Source organism: Streptomyces sp. NPDC047017, from assembly GCF_040644175.1.
Taxonomy (GTDB): Bacteria; Actinomycetota; Actinomycetes; order Streptomycetales; family Streptomycetaceae; genus Streptomyces.
On sequence record NZ_JBEYVW010000004.1, the window covers coordinates 162,189 to 178,367 of the forward strand.

At 73.8% G+C, this 16,179-nt stretch carries 12 protein-coding genes; 7 read left to right on the forward strand and 5 right to left on the reverse strand.

The annotated features are described in order from the left end of the window. Positions 1–203: 203 nt before the first annotated feature. From ABZ858_RS08365 to sbnA, 5 genes are read left to right on the forward strand one after another with little or no spacing between them, the layout of a single operon-like run. Positions 204–2,738 (forward strand): Pls/PosA family non-ribosomal peptide synthetase, encoded by a 2,535-nt coding sequence (locus ABZ858_RS08365; RefSeq protein WP_361373977.1) that lies wholly within the window; start codon positions 204–206, stop codon positions 2,736–2,738. Between the two features lie 13 nt (positions 2,739–2,751). Continuing rightward, positions 2,752–6,018, forward strand: a complete 3,267-nt coding sequence (locus tag ABZ858_RS08370) for an amino acid adenylation domain-containing protein (RefSeq protein ID WP_361373979.1) — start codon at positions 2,752–2,754, stop codon at positions 6,016–6,018. 27 nt (positions 6,019–6,045) lie between these two features. Next, the gene (locus ABZ858_RS08375) at positions 6,046–7,053 is read left to right on the forward strand and encodes a TauD/TfdA family dioxygenase (RefSeq protein ID WP_361373981.1); all 1,008 of its coding nucleotides are present in this window, start codon (positions 6,046–6,048) and stop codon (positions 7,051–7,053) included. Further along, complete coding sequence (gene sbnB, locus ABZ858_RS08380) at positions 7,050–8,135, forward strand: 2,3-diaminopropionate biosynthesis protein SbnB (RefSeq protein WP_361373983.1); 1,086 nt, start codon at positions 7,050–7,052, stop codon at positions 8,133–8,135. Before ABZ858_RS08375 ends, sbnB begins: the two co-directional genes overlap by 4 nt. Positions 8,136–8,184: 49 nt before the next feature. After that, positions 8,185–9,210, forward strand: a complete 1,026-nt coding sequence (sbnA, locus tag ABZ858_RS08385) for a 2,3-diaminopropionate biosynthesis protein SbnA (protein WP_361373985.1) — start codon at positions 8,185–8,187, stop codon at positions 9,208–9,210. A gap of 4 nt (positions 9,211–9,214) precedes the next feature. Here sbnA and ABZ858_RS08390 read toward each other — a convergent pair whose 3' ends face one another. After that, entirely contained in the window at positions 9,215–10,084 is an 870-nt protein-coding gene (locus ABZ858_RS08390) for an SGNH/GDSL hydrolase family protein (RefSeq protein ID WP_361373987.1), read from the reverse strand. 229 nt (positions 10,085–10,313) lie between these two features. Beyond that, a complete protein-coding gene (locus ABZ858_RS08395) occupies positions 10,314–11,000 on the reverse strand; it encodes a helix-turn-helix domain-containing protein (protein WP_361373989.1) in 687 nt (228 codons plus the stop codon). 212 nt (positions 11,001–11,212) lie between these two features. On the opposite strand from ABZ858_RS08395, the gene ABZ858_RS08400 reads away from it, so the two are divergent. Next, on the forward strand, positions 11,213–11,527 hold the full coding sequence (locus ABZ858_RS08400; protein ID WP_361373991.1) for a hypothetical protein: 315 nt from the start codon (positions 11,213–11,215) through the stop codon (positions 11,525–11,527). Positions 11,528–11,583: 56 nt separating this feature from the next. Here the strand turns inward: ABZ858_RS08400 and ABZ858_RS08405 are convergent, their stop codons facing one another. The 3 genes from ABZ858_RS08405 to ABZ858_RS08415 are packed head-to-tail and all read right to left on the reverse strand — an operon-like array spanning position 11,584 to position 14,608. Further along, positions 11,584–12,456 (reverse strand): heme ABC transporter ATP-binding protein, encoded by an 873-nt coding sequence (locus ABZ858_RS08405; RefSeq protein ID WP_361373993.1) that lies wholly within the window; start codon positions 12,454–12,456, stop codon positions 11,584–11,586. Continuing rightward, entirely contained in the window at positions 12,453–13,580 is a 1,128-nt protein-coding gene (locus ABZ858_RS08410; RefSeq protein WP_361373995.1) for an iron ABC transporter permease, read from the reverse strand. Before ABZ858_RS08410 ends, ABZ858_RS08405 begins: the two co-directional genes overlap by 4 nt. Further along, a complete protein-coding gene (locus tag ABZ858_RS08415) occupies positions 13,577–14,608 on the reverse strand; it encodes an ABC transporter substrate-binding protein (RefSeq protein WP_361373997.1) in 1,032 nt (343 codons plus the stop codon). Before ABZ858_RS08415 ends, ABZ858_RS08410 begins: the two co-directional genes overlap by 4 nt. Before the next feature lie 104 nt (positions 14,609–14,712). Between ABZ858_RS08415 and ABZ858_RS08420 the strand changes: the two genes are divergently transcribed. After that, positions 14,713–16,179, forward strand: a complete 1,467-nt coding sequence (locus tag ABZ858_RS08420) for an HtaA domain-containing protein (RefSeq protein WP_361373999.1) — start codon at positions 14,713–14,715, stop codon at positions 16,177–16,179.

A 16,179-nucleotide genomic window follows, 5' to 3' on the forward strand; every position in this document is an offset into this window, starting at 1 on the left:
CTGCGCTCCCACTACGCCGTGAGGCGGAAAACCGCAGTACGTCGGCGTGTTGCGGCCCGTCGGAGCGTCCGGAGCCGAGTGGCAACGCCGCGGCGACCGCACAAGACTGATCCATGGTTTCGTGATCAGGCGGAAACACACGGTCTCGGGGACCGGCCACCGTTGGCCGATGGTTTTCGACCGATCCTCTCAGGGGAGCTCGCATGGTGGAGAAGTCTGCCGACATCCTGATGCCCGGGCCGGACGGATCCGCGATCTCCGGACGCGGGGACACCGCCCCGGCGACGGTGGACACCGAACGGGAACTCGCCGGCATCCTGACGGACCTCGTGCACGCCGAACACGTGCCGTCCGACAGCCACTTCTTCACCGACCTCGGCGCCAACTCCTTGGTCATGGCGCAGTTCTGCGCCAGGGTGCGGAAACGTCCCGACCTGCCGTCGGTGTCCATGAAGGACATCTACCGGCACCCCACCCTGCGGGAGCTGGCCGCGGCGCTCGCGGTCACCGACGCGGCGCCCGCAGGACCCGCGCCCGCCCCGTCCTCCCCCGGCCCGGCACCGGCCCCCGCGCCGCCGCCGGAGCCCGCCGCGGCCCCGCGCCGGGCGGCCCAGTTGCTGTGCGGGACCGTCCAGGCCCTGGTCTTCCTCGGGTACTCGTTCGTCTTCGGGATGGTCACCGCCCGGGCCTACGACTGGGTCGCCGCGGGCCGGGGCCTGGCCGACATCTACGAGCGGTCCTTCCTGTGCGGCGGCGTCGGCTTCGTCGCCGTGTGCGCGTTCCCGGTCGCCGCCAAGTGGATCCTGGTCGGGCGCTGGAAACCCGGCGAGTTCCCCGTCTGGGGCCCGGCCTATCTGCGCTTCTGGCTCGTCAAGGCACTGCTGCACGCCAATCCGATGATCCTGTTCGTCGGCAACCCGCTGTACGTGATGTACCTGCGGGCCCTCGGCGCGCGCATCGGCAAGGACGTCACGATCCTGTCCCGGTCCGTACCGGTCTGCACCGACCTGCTCACCGTCGGCGCCGGCACGGTGATCCGCAAGGACTCCTACTTCCTGGGCTACCGGGCCCACGCCGGACACATCCAGACCGGCCCGGTCACCCTCGGCCGGGACGTGTTCGTCGGTGAGAAGACGGTGCTCGACATCGACACCGCCCTCGGCGACGGCGCCCAGCTCGGCCACGCGTCCGCCCTGTACCGGGGGCAGGAGGTCCCGGCCGGTGAACGCCGGCACGGCTCCCCGGCCCAGCCCACGCAGGTCGACCACGTCCGGGTCCCGCCGGTCCGGTGCGGCACCCTGCGCCGGGCCGGTTTCGCGACCACCGCCCTGCTCCAGCTGTTCCTGCTGTACCTGCCGCTGGCCATAGGCGGTCTGTACATGCTGTTCGCCGAGGTCCCCGCGCTCAGCAGGCGGCTGGACACCGAGACCCGGGGCGCCACGGCCGGCGAGTACGTCACCGACACGCTCCTGGTGGCCACGGTGGTGTTCTTCGGCGCCGTCCTGCTGGGCCTGGCCGCCCTGTTCACCGTGCCCCGGCTGGCGCGCCCGCTGCTCAGGCCCGACCGGGCCTACCCGCTCTACGGCTTCCACTACGCCGTGCACCGGCTGATGGGCGCCCTCACCAACGTCCGGTTCTTCACCTGGCTGTTCGGCGACAGCTCCTACATCGTGCCCTATCTGCGCGGCCTCGGGTACGACCTGTCCCGGGTGGAGCAGACCGGTTCGAACTTCGGCACCGAGGTGCAGCACGAGTCGCCGTTCCTGGTGTCCGTCGGCAGCGGCACCATGGTGGCCGACGGACTGTCCGTCCTGAACGCCGAGTACTCCAGCACGTCCTTCCGGGTGTCCCGGGCGACGATCGGGGCGCGCAACTTCCTCGGCAACAACATCGCCTATCCGGCGGGCGCCCGCACCGGCGACAACTGCCTGCTGGCCACGAAGGTGATGGTCCCCCTGGACGGCGAGGTCCGCGAGGGCGTCGGCCTGCTCGGCTCCCCCTGCTTCGAGATCCCCCGGACGGTGGAGCGCGACACCCGCTTCGACCATCTGCGCACCGGTGACGAACTGCGCCGCAACCTGGCCGCGAAGAACCGTTACAACCTGCGCTCGATGACGCTGCACCTGCTGCTGCGCTGGCTGCACACGGTGCTGCTCACCGCGTTCGGACTGGCCTCCGTGGACCTGTACGGGACGCTGGGGCACGTGGTGATCGGCAGCTATCTGGCGCTCACCCTGGTCCTCAGCGCCGGCTACTACGCGCTGGTGGAGCGGACCCTGACCCGCTTCCGCGCGCTGCGCCCGCGGCTGTGCTCCATCTACGAACCGTACTTCTGGTGGCACGAGCGGCTGTGGAAGGTCCCGGACCACTATCTGGGCATCTTCAACGGGACCCCGTTCAAGACCCTGATGTGGCGGCTGATGGGAGTGCGGGTCGGCCGCGGGGTCTTCGACGACGGCTGCTTCATCACGGAGCGCACGCTCGCCACGATCGGCGACGGCTGCACGCTGAACATCGGCAGCAAGATCCAGTGCCACTCCCAGGAGGACGGCACCTTCAAGTCCGACCGCACCACGCTCGGCGCGGGCGTCACCCTCGGCACCGGCGCGCACGTGCACTACGGCGTGACGCTCGGCGACCGGGCCGTGCTGGCGCCCGACTCCTTCCTCATGAAGGGCGAGGAAGTCCCCCCGCACGCGCACTGGGGAGGAAACCCCGCCGCGCCGACGGCGAACTGAGAGAGGTCATCCGATGGGAGCGCTCGTGGCAGCGGACAGGGAGTTCTGGACCGAGGTGCTGACCGCCGGTGGTGCCACCGCCGTACCGCGGTGGGCGGCGCGGCCCGTGCCGGGCGTCGCCGGGCACGAGGAGGCGGTGCCGGCCGCGCTGGCGGAGGCGGCGCGCGCCCTGGCCGAGGAGGCCGGGGTGCCGGTGAGCGCCGTGCTGCTGGCCGCGCACGCCAAGGCGCTGGGCGCGCTGTCGAGCGAGCAGGACGTGGTGACGGGGCACGCGGTGGGTGACGGCGAGCCGCTGCCCTGCCGGCTGACCCTCGCGCCGCCCACCTGGCGCGGACTGGTGCGCAGTGCCCGCCGGGTCGAGGCGGACCTGCTGACCCACCGGGACTTCGCCGTCGCCGGGCTGCGCCGCGAACTGGGGCTGACCGGAGCGGCGTACGACGTGGTGTTCGCCTGCGCGGCCCCCGGGGAGGACGAAGGCCCGCTGCCCGAGGGCGCGGTCCTTGCCGTGACCTGGGACGACCCGGACGGGCGGACGGTGCTGCGGCTGCGGTACCGCACCGAGGCGCTGGACGCCCCGGCCGCCGCCCGGATCTGCGGCTACCACCTGGCCGCGCTGCGGCTGATGACGGCCGACGCGGACGCCGAGCACGCGGGGCAGAGCCTGCTGGCGGACGAGGAGGTGCGCGAGCAGCTCGACGGGCTGGCGGGAGCGCACCGCGAGCTGCCGGACGCGCGGGCGCACGAGCTGTTCGAGCAGCGCGTCCGGGAGCGGCCCGACGCCGTGGCCGCGGTGCACGGCGACCGCTCGTGGACGTACGCCGAGCTGAACGCCCGCGCGAACCGGCTGGCGCGGGCGCTGCTGGCGCGCGGTCTGGGCCGCGAGGACGTGGTGGCGGTGGTCACCGAACGCGACCTGGACTGGCTGGCCTCGGTGCTCGCGGTGTTCAAGGCCGGCGGTGTCTACCTGCCGGTCGAGCCGCACTTCCCGGCCGGCCGGATCGCGGCGACCCTCTCCCGGTCCGGGTGCCGGCTGGTGCTGACCGAGCCGGGCAGCACCGCCGGCCTCGACCAGGCACTGGCCACGCTCCCGGCCGGGGTGGAACGGCTGCTGGTGGAGACGGCGTACGCGGAGGACCACGCCGAGGACGACCTCGGCACCGAGGTGACGCCCGGGCAGCTCGCGTACATCTACTTCACCTCCGGCTCCACGGGTGAGCCCAAGGGGGCGATGTGCGAGCACGCGGGCATGCTCAACCACCTGTTCGCCAAGATCGACGATCTGGGGATCGGCCCGGACACCGTGGTGGCGCAGACGGCGCCGCAGTGCTTCGACATCTCGCTGTGGCAGTTGCTGGCCGCGCTGCTGGTGGGCGGGCGGACGCTGCTGGTGGAGCAGGACGCGGTCGTGGACGTGGAGCGGTTCACCGACATGCTGGTGCGCGAACGGGTCGGGGTGGCGCAGGTCGTGCCGTCCTATCTGGAGGTGGTGGCGTCCTACCTGGAGCGCCATCCGCGTGAACTGCCCGATCTGCGGTGCGTGTCGGTGACCGGCGAGGCGCTCAAGCGGGAGCTGGTCCAGCGCTGGTTCGCCCTGGAACCCGGCATCGCCCTGGTCAACGCCTACGGCCTGACCGAGACCTCGGACGACACCAACCACGAGGTGCTGCGCGAGGTCCCGGAGCGGGTGCTGCTGGGCCGTCCCGTCAGCAACGTGCGGGTCCTCGTCGTCGACGAGGAGCTGTCGCTGGTGCCGCTGGGCGCGCCCGGGCTGATCGCGTTCTCCGGGGTGTGCGTGGGCCGCGGGTACGTCAACGATCCCGAACGCACCCGGGAGGCGTACCGGCAGGACCCGTACCGGCCCGGTGAACGCCTCTACCTGGGCGGCGACTGGGGGCGCTGGCACGCCGGCGGCAAGCTGGAGTTCCTGGGCCGCCGGGACAGCCAGGTCAAGATCCGGGGGTTCCGGATCGAGATCGGGGAGATCGAGAACACACTGCTGCGGGTGCCGGGGGTGCGCGACGGCGCGGTGGTCGTCGCCGAACCGGCGGGCCGCGGCACGCATCTGATCGCCTTCTACAGCGGCCGGCGGCTGGAGACCGAGGAGCTGCGGCAGGCGCTGGGCGAGCAACTGCCCGTGTACATGGTGCCGTCGGCCTTCCACTGGCAGGACGGGCTGCCGCTGACCGCCAACGGCAAGATCGACCGCAAGGCGCTGACCGCGCTGGCGGAGCGGCACGCGCAGGACGGCCCGGCGGACGGCGGGCGGCGGGACGCGCCGCGCTCGGCGGCCGAACGCCGGCTCGCGGACGCCTGGGCCGAGCTGCTGGGCGCGGAGCGGGACCGGATCGGCCGGCGCGACCACTTCTTCGACTCGGGCGGCACCTCGCTGTCGGCGGTGAAGCTCACCATCGCCCTGGACCGGGCGGTCTCCCTCAAGGACATCACCCGGCACCCGGTCCTCGCCGACCTCGCCGCGCTGCTGGACGGCACCGCCCGGCAGCGTCCCGAGCTGCTCCAGCCGCTGACGCCGGACCCGGGCGCGCGGGAGTGCGCGCTGGTGTGCTTCCCGTACGCGGGCGGCAACGCGGTCAACTTCCAGCCGATGGCGAGCGCCCTGGCGGCCGGTGGCCTGGCGGTGTACGCCGTGGACCTGCCCGGGCACGACCTGGCCGCCGCCGACGAGCCGTTCGCACCGCTGGACCAGGTGGTCGAGCGGGTCGTCACCGAGATCACCGGGCACGGCCTGCCCAGGGTGATGCTGTGGGGGCACTCCTCCGGTGCCGCCCTCGCCGTGGCGACGGCCCGTGCGCTGGGCGAGCGCGGGGTGGAGGTGGTGCGGGTCTTCCTGGGCGCGCAGCTGCCCGGCACCGCGGCCGAGCGGCGCGCCGCCGCCGCGGAGCTGGCCCGGCTCGGTGACGCCGAGATCGCCGCGCGGCTGAGCGCGGACAGCGGCTACACCGAACTGGGCGAGCTGAACGCGCGGCACGCCGGGCACATCGGTGCCGCCTACCGGCACGACTGCGTGGCCGCGCACCACTACTTCGCCGCCGCCCTCGACTCCCCCGGCACGGTGCGACTCGCCGCGCCGGTCACCGTGGTCGTCGCCGCCGACGACCCGCACACCACCGGGCACCGCGAACTCCACCGCGAGTGGCGGTTCCTGGCCGACCGGGTGGACCTGCGCGAACTCACCGACGGCGGCCACTACTTCCCGCGCACCCGGCCGGACGACGCGGCGCGGGCCGTGCTGGGCGCGGCCGAACTGCTGGCGTCCTCCTGACCATCCGCCCGACGAAAGGAAACCGAGATGTCGTTCTCGTCCCCGGCCTCCCTGCTGGAGGTGGAGCTGCGACCGGACCGGCCGCCGGTCCTGCGTGTCGAGTCCCCGCCGGCCGACGCGGCCGGGTGGGCGGCCGAGTACCGCGCCGCGGTGCGGGCGCAGGTCACCGAGCACGGTGCGGTGCTGGTGCGCGGCCTGGGGCTGCGGGAGACCGAGCAGGTGCGGTCCGTCTTCACCGCGCTGGCCGGTGAACTGACGGCGGAGCGGGAGGCGTTCGCCACCCGGGAGTCGTTCGGCGCCGGGCTGTACTCCTCCACCGCCTGGCCGGACAACCAGCCGATGTGCATGCACCACGAGCTGAGTTACGCGCAGCGCGTCCCGGGCCTGATGCTGTTCGCCTGCCTCACCGCGCCCGGCCAGGGCGGGGCGACCGCGGTGGCCGACGCGGAGCAGGTGCTCGGGGCGCTGCCCGCCGCGGTCACCGAGCGGTTCGAGCGCGAAGGGTGGCTGCTCACCCGCAGCTACAACGACGAGATCGGTGCCTCGCTGGAGGAGTCGTTCGGCACCGAGGACCGCGAGACCGTCGAGAACTACTGCCGGGCCCACGCCATCGACTTCGACTGGCAGCCGGACGGGTCGCTGCGCACCCGGCAGCGGCGCAGCGCGATCGTGCGCCACCCGGTCACCGGCCGCCGCTGCTGGTTCAACCAGATCGCCTTCCTCAACCAGTGGACGCTGGCGCCGGAGGTGCGCGAGTACCTCGTGGACGAGTACGGCGAGGACGGGCTGCCGTTCAACACGCGCTACGGGGACGGCTCCCCGATCGGCGAGGACGTCGTCCAGGCGCTCAACGCCACCTACGAGGAGCACACCCGCCGCGAGCCCTGGCAGGCCGGTGATCTGCTGCTCGTCGACAACATCCGTACCGCGCACAGCCGGGAGCCCTTCACCGGCGAGCGCCGGGTGCTGGTCGGCATGGCCGAGCCCCGGGCCCTGGCCGACTCCACCCCGACCACCGAGGGAGACCGGCGATGACTTCTGCGACATCCCCCGCCACCGCCACCGCCACCGCCGCGTCCCGGCCGGGCCGTGTGCCGTCCTTCGCGGTGATCTCCGGCGGCCAGGTGCAGGAGGCGCTGCACGGCCGCGAGCGCGAGATCGTGGAACTGGTCGAGGCGACCTACCTGCTGCACGGCGCTGGAGAAACGATCAACCCGCCGTCGTACTTCCTGCGCTTCCCGGACCGGCCGACCTCCCGGATCATCGCGCTGCCCGCCTCGGTGGGCGGGTCGGTCGGGGTGGACGGCCTGAAGTGGATCTCCAGCTTCCCGGAGAACGTGGCGGCCGGCGTGCCCCGGGCCTCGGCGGTCCTGATCCTCAACGACCACGACACCGGCTACCCGTTCGCCTGCCTGGAGAGTTCCATCATCAGCGCGGGCCGGACGGCGGCCTCGGCCGCGCTGGCCGCCGACCGGCTCACCCGCACCCGGACGCGGCCCACCCGGATCGGCTTCTTCGGCACCGGCCTGATCGCCCGGTACATCCACACGTACCTGGCGGGCACCGGCTGGAGCTTCGACAGCGTCGGGGTGTACGACGTGTCGGCGGACAGCGCGGCCGGGTTCTGCGGCTATCTGCGGCAGTCGGCGGATGCCGCGGGCGCCGGGCGGGTCACCGTCCACGACTCCCCCGAGGAACTGGTCCGCTCCAGCGATCTGGTGGTCTTCGCGACCGTCGCGGGCGAGCCGCACATCAGCGATCCGGCCTGGTTCGCCCACCACCCGGTGGTCCTGCACGTGTCGCTGCGCGACCTGGACCCGCGGGTCCTGCTGGAGTCGGCCAACTTCGTCGACGACGTCGAGCACTGCCTGAAGGCGAACACCTCCCCGCACCTGGCCGAACAGCTCACCGGCGGGCGGGACTTCCTGGACGGCACCCTCGACGACGTGCTGACCGGCCGGGTGGAGCCGCCGGGCGACCGGACCGTGATCTTCTCCCCCTTCGGTCTCGGGGTCCTCGACCTCGCCCTCGGCAGTTACGTCCACGACGCGGTGGCCCGGGCCGGGAAGCTGCACGTCATCGACGACTTCTTCCACGAGCTGCGCCGGTACGGCTGATCGGTACGGCTGACCGTCCCATACCCGGCCCTGGCATCAGGAGGTTCGCGTGCCCGTCATCTCCGCTCCCCACGCCTTCAACGAAGGCCAGCTCTTCGTCGACCTCCGGCCGATCTTCGGACGCTCGCTCTACCTGAAGTGCGAGGGCTTCAACTTCGCGGGCTCGATCAAGCTGAAGGCCGCGGTCGAGATGGTGGAGGCCGCGGAGCGGGAGGGACTGCTGAGCGAGGACTCCGTCCTCATCGAGTCCTCGTCCGGCAACCTCGGCGTCGCCCTCAGCATGATCGCGGCCAGCAAGGGATACCGGTTCCTGTGCGTCACCGACTCCCGCTGCAATCTGTCCACCAGGCTGCTGATGGAGGCGCTGGGCAGTGAGGTCCACGTCATCGCCGACCTGGACGCCAACGGAGGATTCCTGGGCGCCCGGATCGACTATGTGCGCGGGCTGTGCGCCTCGGACGACCGGTACGTGTGGCTGAGCCAGTACACCAACCCGGGCAACTGGGGCGCGCACTACCGGCGTACGGCACCGGAGATCGCCCGCGAGTTCCCGCGCCTGGACGTCCTGTTCGTGGGGGCGGGCACCACGGGGACGCTGATGGGGTGCGCGCGCTGGTTCCGGGAATGGCATCGGCCGGTGCGGATCGTGGCGGTGGACACCGTCGGCTCGGTGGCCTTCGGCGGCAAGCCGGGGCGCCGGATGATCCCCGGGCTGGGCATGAGCATGCGCCCGCCGCTGCTCGACGAGTCCTACGTCGACGAGGTGATCCAGGTGGAGGAGGCGGACACCATCCGCGCCTGCCACCGGCTGGCCCGCCGCGGTTTCCTGTTCGGCGGCTCCACCGGCACGGTGGTCAGCGGCGCCATGGAGTGGCTGGCCGCGCACGACGCGCAGGACCTGACCGCGGTGGCCATCGCCCCCGACCTCGGCGAGCGCTACCTCGACACCATCTACCAGTCGACGTGGCTGGAGGACCTGTACGGCGACCAGATCCTCGGCGCCACGGAGGCCGCCGCCCGCACCCGGGCCGCCGAACCGGCGACCCGGGCCACGGAAGGGCACCAGAAGTCGTAGCCGCTCAGCCCAGTCCGAGGGCGCTCATGGTCTGCTCGGCCATGCGGCGCTCGCCGAGGGCGTTGGGGTGGACGGGGACGAGGTTCTTGCCGAACAGCAGCGGCTCGATCCACCGGGTGCCGTCGGCCTGGCACGCGTCGTGGCCCTCGGAGACCTGGGAGAAGTCCACATAGGTGGCGCCCGACTCCTCGGCGGCGCGCCGCACGACCGCGTTCAGGTGGGCCTGGATGCTCCGCAGGTAGGGCACGTCGCCGGCGGCCAGCGGGAGCTTGGCGAAGCAGGACGGGTCGGCGGTGGCCGGGGTGATCCACGGGTAGCCGAGCACGGCCACCCGGGCACCGGGCGCCTTGGCGCGGACGCTGCCCAGGGCGGACTTGAGCGCGGGATAGGTGTTCGCGTCGATCTGGTCGTCGAACAGGCTGCCGTTCTTGTCCTTGCACGGGCTGCCCTTGCCGGCGCTGAGGACGCCGGCCGCGCCGCACGAGGTCACGGCGTTGATGAAGGTGCCGTTGTCGTTGCCGCCGATGGTCAGGGTCACCAGATCGGTGTCCGCGCCGAGGGCGTTCACCTGGGGGGCGACCCCGGGGTACTGGGCCTGGGTGAAGTCCTTGGTCTGGGCGCCGCCGCAGGTGACGTCGCGCAGGCGGGCGCCGGTCGCGGCGGCGAGGACGTGCGGGTAGTTCGCGGTGGAGCGCAGGCACAGCAGGTTGCTCAGGTCCACGGGCAGCACGCCCGAGCCGGCGCTGTAGCTGTCGCCGAGCGCGACGTAGCGCAGCGGGGTGGCGGCCTGCGCGGGGGCGGCGGTCAGGCCGAGGGCCAGCGCTCCCGCCGCTATTGTTGCGGACATGACACGTCGCACGGCACGCTGGGGCATGGGCACTCCTCGTGAGGCAGGGGCGGGCGCGGGGGCGTGCGGGCAGGGCGGTGCCCACAAGGCGTACGGGACCGCTGGACGGCGGCGGGTCGGAACGGCGGCGGAACGGGCGGTTACCACCCGGTGCTACCGCTAGGTAATGTGCGCCCGGCGTGTCACGGCGTCAACATCGCGGACCGAACTTCTTGAATCCCTCACCAAACGCACCCTCCGGTGGGCGGCCGTCCGGTCAGCTCCCCGCCCCGCCCTCCACGAGCCGCCGCAGCGCGGGCAGCAGCGCGTCGAGGTCCTGTCCGGTCCGGAAGGCGACGACCGTGGTGCCGCCGTCGGCCGCGTCCGCCCGGGCCCCGGGCGCCGGGAACAGGGCCAGCACCTCGCCCATCGCCTCGTCCACCTCCGCCACCGGGTCCGCGGACTCGCCCCGCAGCCACCGGCGCAGCACATGGTTGTGGGCGGCGACCACGGCGGCCGCCATCAGTTCGGCCCGCAGCGAGGCCGACTCGGTGGGGTCGCCCATCCACTCGGCGATGAACTCGCGGAACAGCCGCTGGTAGCGCGCCACGCTGGCGATCTCCCGGTCGCGCAGCGCGGACACCTTGCTGGTCAGGGCGTACCGGCGGCGGGCGAGGCCGCCTTCGTCGACGTAGTGCAGCAGCACCAGGCGGACCGCGTCGGAGACGGCGACCAGGGCGGTGCTGTGGCTGGAGGTCGCCAGCCGGTCCCTGATCAGTTCGAGCAGCCGGTCGTGGTCGGGGAAGATGACCGCTTCCTTGGACCGGTAGTGGCGGAAGAACGTCGTACGCCCCACTCCGGCCCGCTCGGCGATGTCGTCGACGGTGGTCTGCTCGTAGCCGCGCTCGTCGAAGAGGGCGAAGGCGGCGTCCGCGAGCCGGGTCCGCGCCGGTGGCTTGCTCATGACCGCCCATCCTTCCCTGCCGCCGGTCGGCACCCGGGCCGGGTCCGCGGAGAGATACGCCACATGGAGAGCGCTCACCGGGAGAGCACCCGGATGGAGGACTAACATTTATCTGACATTGATATCGCCTGCCCGTGCCCCTTCCGGGCAGGACGAGACCAGACGGAGGTTCCCACCGCGCGGGGCGCGGTGCCTGACCGCGGGAGGCAGCAGTGATCGGTGCGACCCACGCGATCCCCGCTCGGCTGAGCAGGAGGGTCGGCGGCGCGCTGCACTGGCAGCGGGTGCTGCGGCGTGAGCGCCGCCTGGCCCGCGAGCGGGAGCTGTCCCTGCTGTCCGAGGCCGAGGCGCACATCATGAGCGCCTGGCTGGCCGGCGAGAACCCCCGCCACTGCCCCGAGGTGCGCGACGCCCTCGACTCCCTGGCCGGCGCGGTCTTCGACGCCGACCTGCTCAGCGCCTGGGACAAGCGGGAGCGCCCCTACGACGTCACGGTCCTGGGCGGCGGCCCGCACGGGCCGGTGTAGCCGGTCCCGGCCGGGTCCGGAAGCCGGACCACGGCCGGTGCGTGACTGACGTACCGTCAGGCCGGCGGTGTTCGTCCCGGGGTCACCAGGAGTGTGCCGGTGCGGGGGTGCGGCAGCACCTCGACCGGATGGTCGTAGACCGCGGAGAGCAGCGTCCCGGTGAAGACGTCGGCGGGCGGGCCGTCGGCCGCGATCCGGCCGGCCCGCAGGACCGCGACCCGGTGCGCGTAGGCGGCGGCCAGTCCCAGGTCGTGCAGCACCACGACCACGGCGTCCCCGGCGCGCGCCCGCTGCGCGCACAGCCGCAGCACCAGTTCCTGGTGCTTGAGGTCGAGGGCGGCCGTCGGTTCGTCGAGCAGCAGCAGCGGCGCCCGCTGGGCCAGTACGCGGGCGAGGGCGACCCGGGCCCGTTCGCCGCCGCTGAGTGCCGTGAACGGGCGCGCGGCGAACGCGGTCACCTCGGTGGCGGCCATGGCCGCGGCCACGATCAGGTCGTCCTCGGCGGGCGAGGCGGCGTGCGGGGCCCGCCCCATGCGCACGACCTCCTCGACCGGGAAGGGGAAGGAGAGCTGCGCCGACTGTGGCAGCACGGCCCGGCGCAGCGCGAGTTCGGGCGCGGACCACTGCGGTGCCGGGCGGCCGTGGATGTGTACGGCGCCCCGGGCGGCGGGGAGATCGGCGGCGAGCGCGGCCAGCAGCGTCGACTTCCCGGCGCCGTTGGGGCCGACAAGGGCCAGCACCTCGCCCGCCCGGACGGTCAGGTCGATCCCCTTCAGCACCTCGCGGGTGCCCAGCCGGACCTGTAGTCCGCGCGCCTGGGCGAGCGGTTCGCCGGGGCGGGGCGGGGGCGGCGGCGCCGGCCGGGCGCGCAGCAGCTTTCCGGTCCGTCTCGTGGCCGGTGTCCCGGTCCGTGTCGTGGCCCGGGTCATGCCCAGCCTCCTTGCCTGCGGCGGGTGCGGCGCAGCAGCCAGAAGAAGAACGGGCTGCCGAGCAGTGCGGTGAGCACGCCGAGCGGGAGTTCGGCCGGCGCGGCGAGGGTGCGGGCCGCCAGGTCGGCGGCGAGCAGGACGAGCGCGCCCAGCAGGGCGCTGCCCGGCACCAGGAACCGGTGGCCGGGGCCGGCGGCCATGCGCAGCAGGTGCGGCACGACCAGGCCGACGAAGCCGATGACGCCCGCGACGCTGACGGCCGCCGCGGTCAGCAGGGCGATGACCAGCACCAGGGTGACGCGCAGCCGTTCCACCTCCACGCCCAGGTGCCGTGCGGGGCGTTCGCCGAGCGCGAGCAGGTCCAGGCGGCGGGTGTACAGCGGCGCGAGGCCCAGGCCGAGGGCCGCGCACGGCAGGACGGCGAGCACCTTCGGCCAGGTCGCCTGGGCGAGCGAGCCGAGCTGCCAGAAGGTGATCTGGTTGACGGCGGCGGTGTCCGCGGTGAACAGGAACAGCCCGATGAGCGCGCCGGCGAAGGCGTTGACCGCGATGCCGGTGAGGATCAGCGTCACCACCTCGGTGCGGCCGCCGGAGCGGGCCATGGCGTACACCAGCAGTACCGTGCCGAGCCCGGACGCGAAGGCGGACACCGGTACGGTCCAGGTGCCGAGGAAGTCCAGGCCGAAGGCGATCGCGGCGACCGCGCCGACCGCCGCGCCCGAGGAGACGCCGATGACGCCCGGCTCCGCGAGCGGGTTGCCGAAGACGCCCTGCATCAGCGCTCCCGCGCAGCCCAGCGAGGCGCCCACGAGCAGGGCCAGCACGATGCGCGGGAACCGTACGTCCCACAGCACCGACTCGGCGACCCGGTCCAGGCCGCTGCCGCCGAGCCCGGTCCGGTGCAGCACGGAGGACAGCACGTCGCCGGTCGGGACCGGATAGGCGCCGAGCCCGGCGGCGACCGGCACGAGGACGAGCAGGGCGGCGACCAGGGCGGCCGTCAGCAGCAAGGGGGTGCGGCGGCCGCGCGCCGGCGCCGGTCCGGGCTCCCCGGCGGGGGCCGCGGGTGCGGGCCGGTCGCGGCGGGGCTGTCCGGGGGCGTCGTCGAGCGGGGGCGCGGTCATCGGGCGCCACCGGTCCCGTACAGCTGGGTGACGATCGAGCGCAGCACCTGATCGGTGCGCGGCCCGTAGTTGAGCAGGACGCCGTCCTCGACGGACACCACCCGCCGCTCCATGCCGGCCGGGGTCTGGGCCACGCCGGGGATCTTCACCAGTCCGTCGACGCCGCCCACCGACTCCAGGCCCTTGGTCATGACGAGGATCGCGTCCGGCGCGGCCTGCGCCAGCGCCTCGCTGGTGAGGGCGGTGAAGTCCTTGCGCAGTCCGGAGGCCGCGCCCGCGTCGACCGCCCCGGCCGCCTCGATCAGGGAGGTCGCGCCCGACTTCGCGCCGCCGATGAGGTAGACGGAGGCGGAGCCGCGCAGGTAGAGGAAGGCGACCCGGGGGTGGTCGGCGTGCGCGGGGATCGCCTTGCGCACGGCGGCGATCCGGTCCTGCGAGCGTGCGGTCAGCCGCCGGCCCGCGTCCGGGACGCCGAGCGCGTCGGCGACCGCCTGGATGCGCGGCCCCACGTCGGCCAGCCTGGCCGCCGGCTTCACCACGAGCACCGGGACACCGGCGGCGCGGATCTGGTCCATGGCCTCCCGCGGTCCGGTGGTCGTCTCGGCGAGCACCAGATCGGGGTGGAGCGACAGGACGCTCTCGGCGGAGACGTCGTGGTTGCGGGTGACCTCCGGGAGGCCGCGTGCCTGGGCGAAGGTGGCGGTGATGTCCCGGGCGACGACCCGGTCACCGAGTCCCAGCGTGAACACGATCTCGCTGAGGCTGCCGGAGAGCGGGACGATCCGCCGGGCCTGAGTGACGGTCACCTTCCTGCCGTCGGCCGACTCGGCCGTCACGGGGAGCCGGGGCGCGGCGGTGCCCGTGAGGGGTTCGACCCGGTCGTCGACGGCGGCGGCCGCCGCGGAGGCGGTCCCGGTGCCGGGCCGCGCGCCGGTGGCGGCGCCGGGGCCGTGGCACCCGGTCGCGGTCAGGACGAGGGCGAGCACCGACACCAGTGCTCCCGCCAGTTGGGTGCGCAAGGGTCGCACGTCGTGGTCCGTTCCTCTCGGGGGCGGCGCCGGCGTTCCGGCAGGCTTAGCTTAGGTTAGCCTTACCTTGCTCTGCTACCGGCTGTGGATCCCGGAGGATGGCCATGCCCTCGCGCCCTCGCGCCCCGATCACCGTGCGACGCACCGGAACCACGGCGTTCACCGTGCTCACCGTGCTGGTCACGGCCCTGCTGACCGCCGTGCTCCCGGCCGCCGCCGCGCACGCGGCCGACCGCGTCGTGCAGGGCGGCCGGCTGGACTGGGGCATCAAGTCCTCGTTCCAGAGCTATGTCACCGGGCCCATCGCGCAAGGGAGTTACTCCCTGACCGGCGGTGCCGCCACGGTCGGCGCCAGCTCCTTCCGCTTCCCCTCGGCGACCGGCGGCTACGACGGCGCGACAGGCGCGTTCCGGGCCTCCTTCGCGGGCGGGGTCCACTTCGTCGGCCACAAGTCGCCCGGCGGCGGCTACCAGTTGGACCTCACGCTCAGCCGTCCCACCGTGAGCGTCTCGGGCACCACCGGCACGCTCTACCTGGACGTCACCAGCAAGGCGAAGGGCACCGGGACGGTCACGACGTCCGCGCAGGTGCCCTTCGCCTCCCTCTCCCTGGCCGGCATCGACATGCGCGGCGCGGGCGACGCGGTCGTCCTGAACAACCTTCCCGCCACGCTCACCGCCCAGGGCGCCAGGTCCTTCGCCGGGTACTACACCGCCGGAACCCCGCTGGACCCGGTCAGCCTCTCCGCCGACGTACGCCCGGCGTCCGCGCCGGCGGCCACTGCCCGCCCCACGGCCGGCACATCGGCTCCGGCGAAGGGGACTTCGGACCACGCGATCGCGGACGGGGCCGTCGACTGGGGGGTGCGCCGCACCTTCCGCGAGTACGTCACCGGCGACATCGCCCGCGGCAAGTGGGCCGTGTCCGGCGGGGCCCGGGACGGCGGCGCCCTCTTCCGCTTCCCGGCGGGCACCGGGACCTACGACGCGGGGAAGCTGGCCGCCGCCTTCCGGGGCACCCTGCGCTTCACCGGCGCGCACGGCCTGGACCTGGCGCTGAGCGGCGTCCGCGTCACCGTCGAGGACGGCAGGGGAACCCTCTTCGCCGATGTGGCGAGCCCGTCCTTCACCGCCGCGAAGGTCCCCCTGGTCACCTTCACCGCCGGGGACTTCACCGCCCGGGGCGGCCTGGCGAAGGTGACGGAGGCGCCCGCGACGCTGACCGCCCGCGGCGCCGAGGCGTTCGGCGGGATGTACCCGGCGGGCACCGCGATGGACCCGGTCTCCCTGGCCGTCGCCCTCACCGTCGGCGCCGCCCTGCCCGCCCTGCCCGACCTGGGCCGCGCACCCGACTCCCCCGCCCCGACGACGACGGCGGCGACGGCCACCCGCACCTCGGCGCGGCCCGTCGCGTCCGCCGCCGACGACGACGGCGTGCCCTTCCTGCCCCTCGCGCTCGTCGCGGCCGGAGTGCTCGCGGCCACCGTGCTCGGCACGGTGATCGTCCGCGGCCGCCGCCGCCCCCGCCCGGCCGCGGACGCCCCCGCCGAGGGCGAGACCCCCACCCCCTGA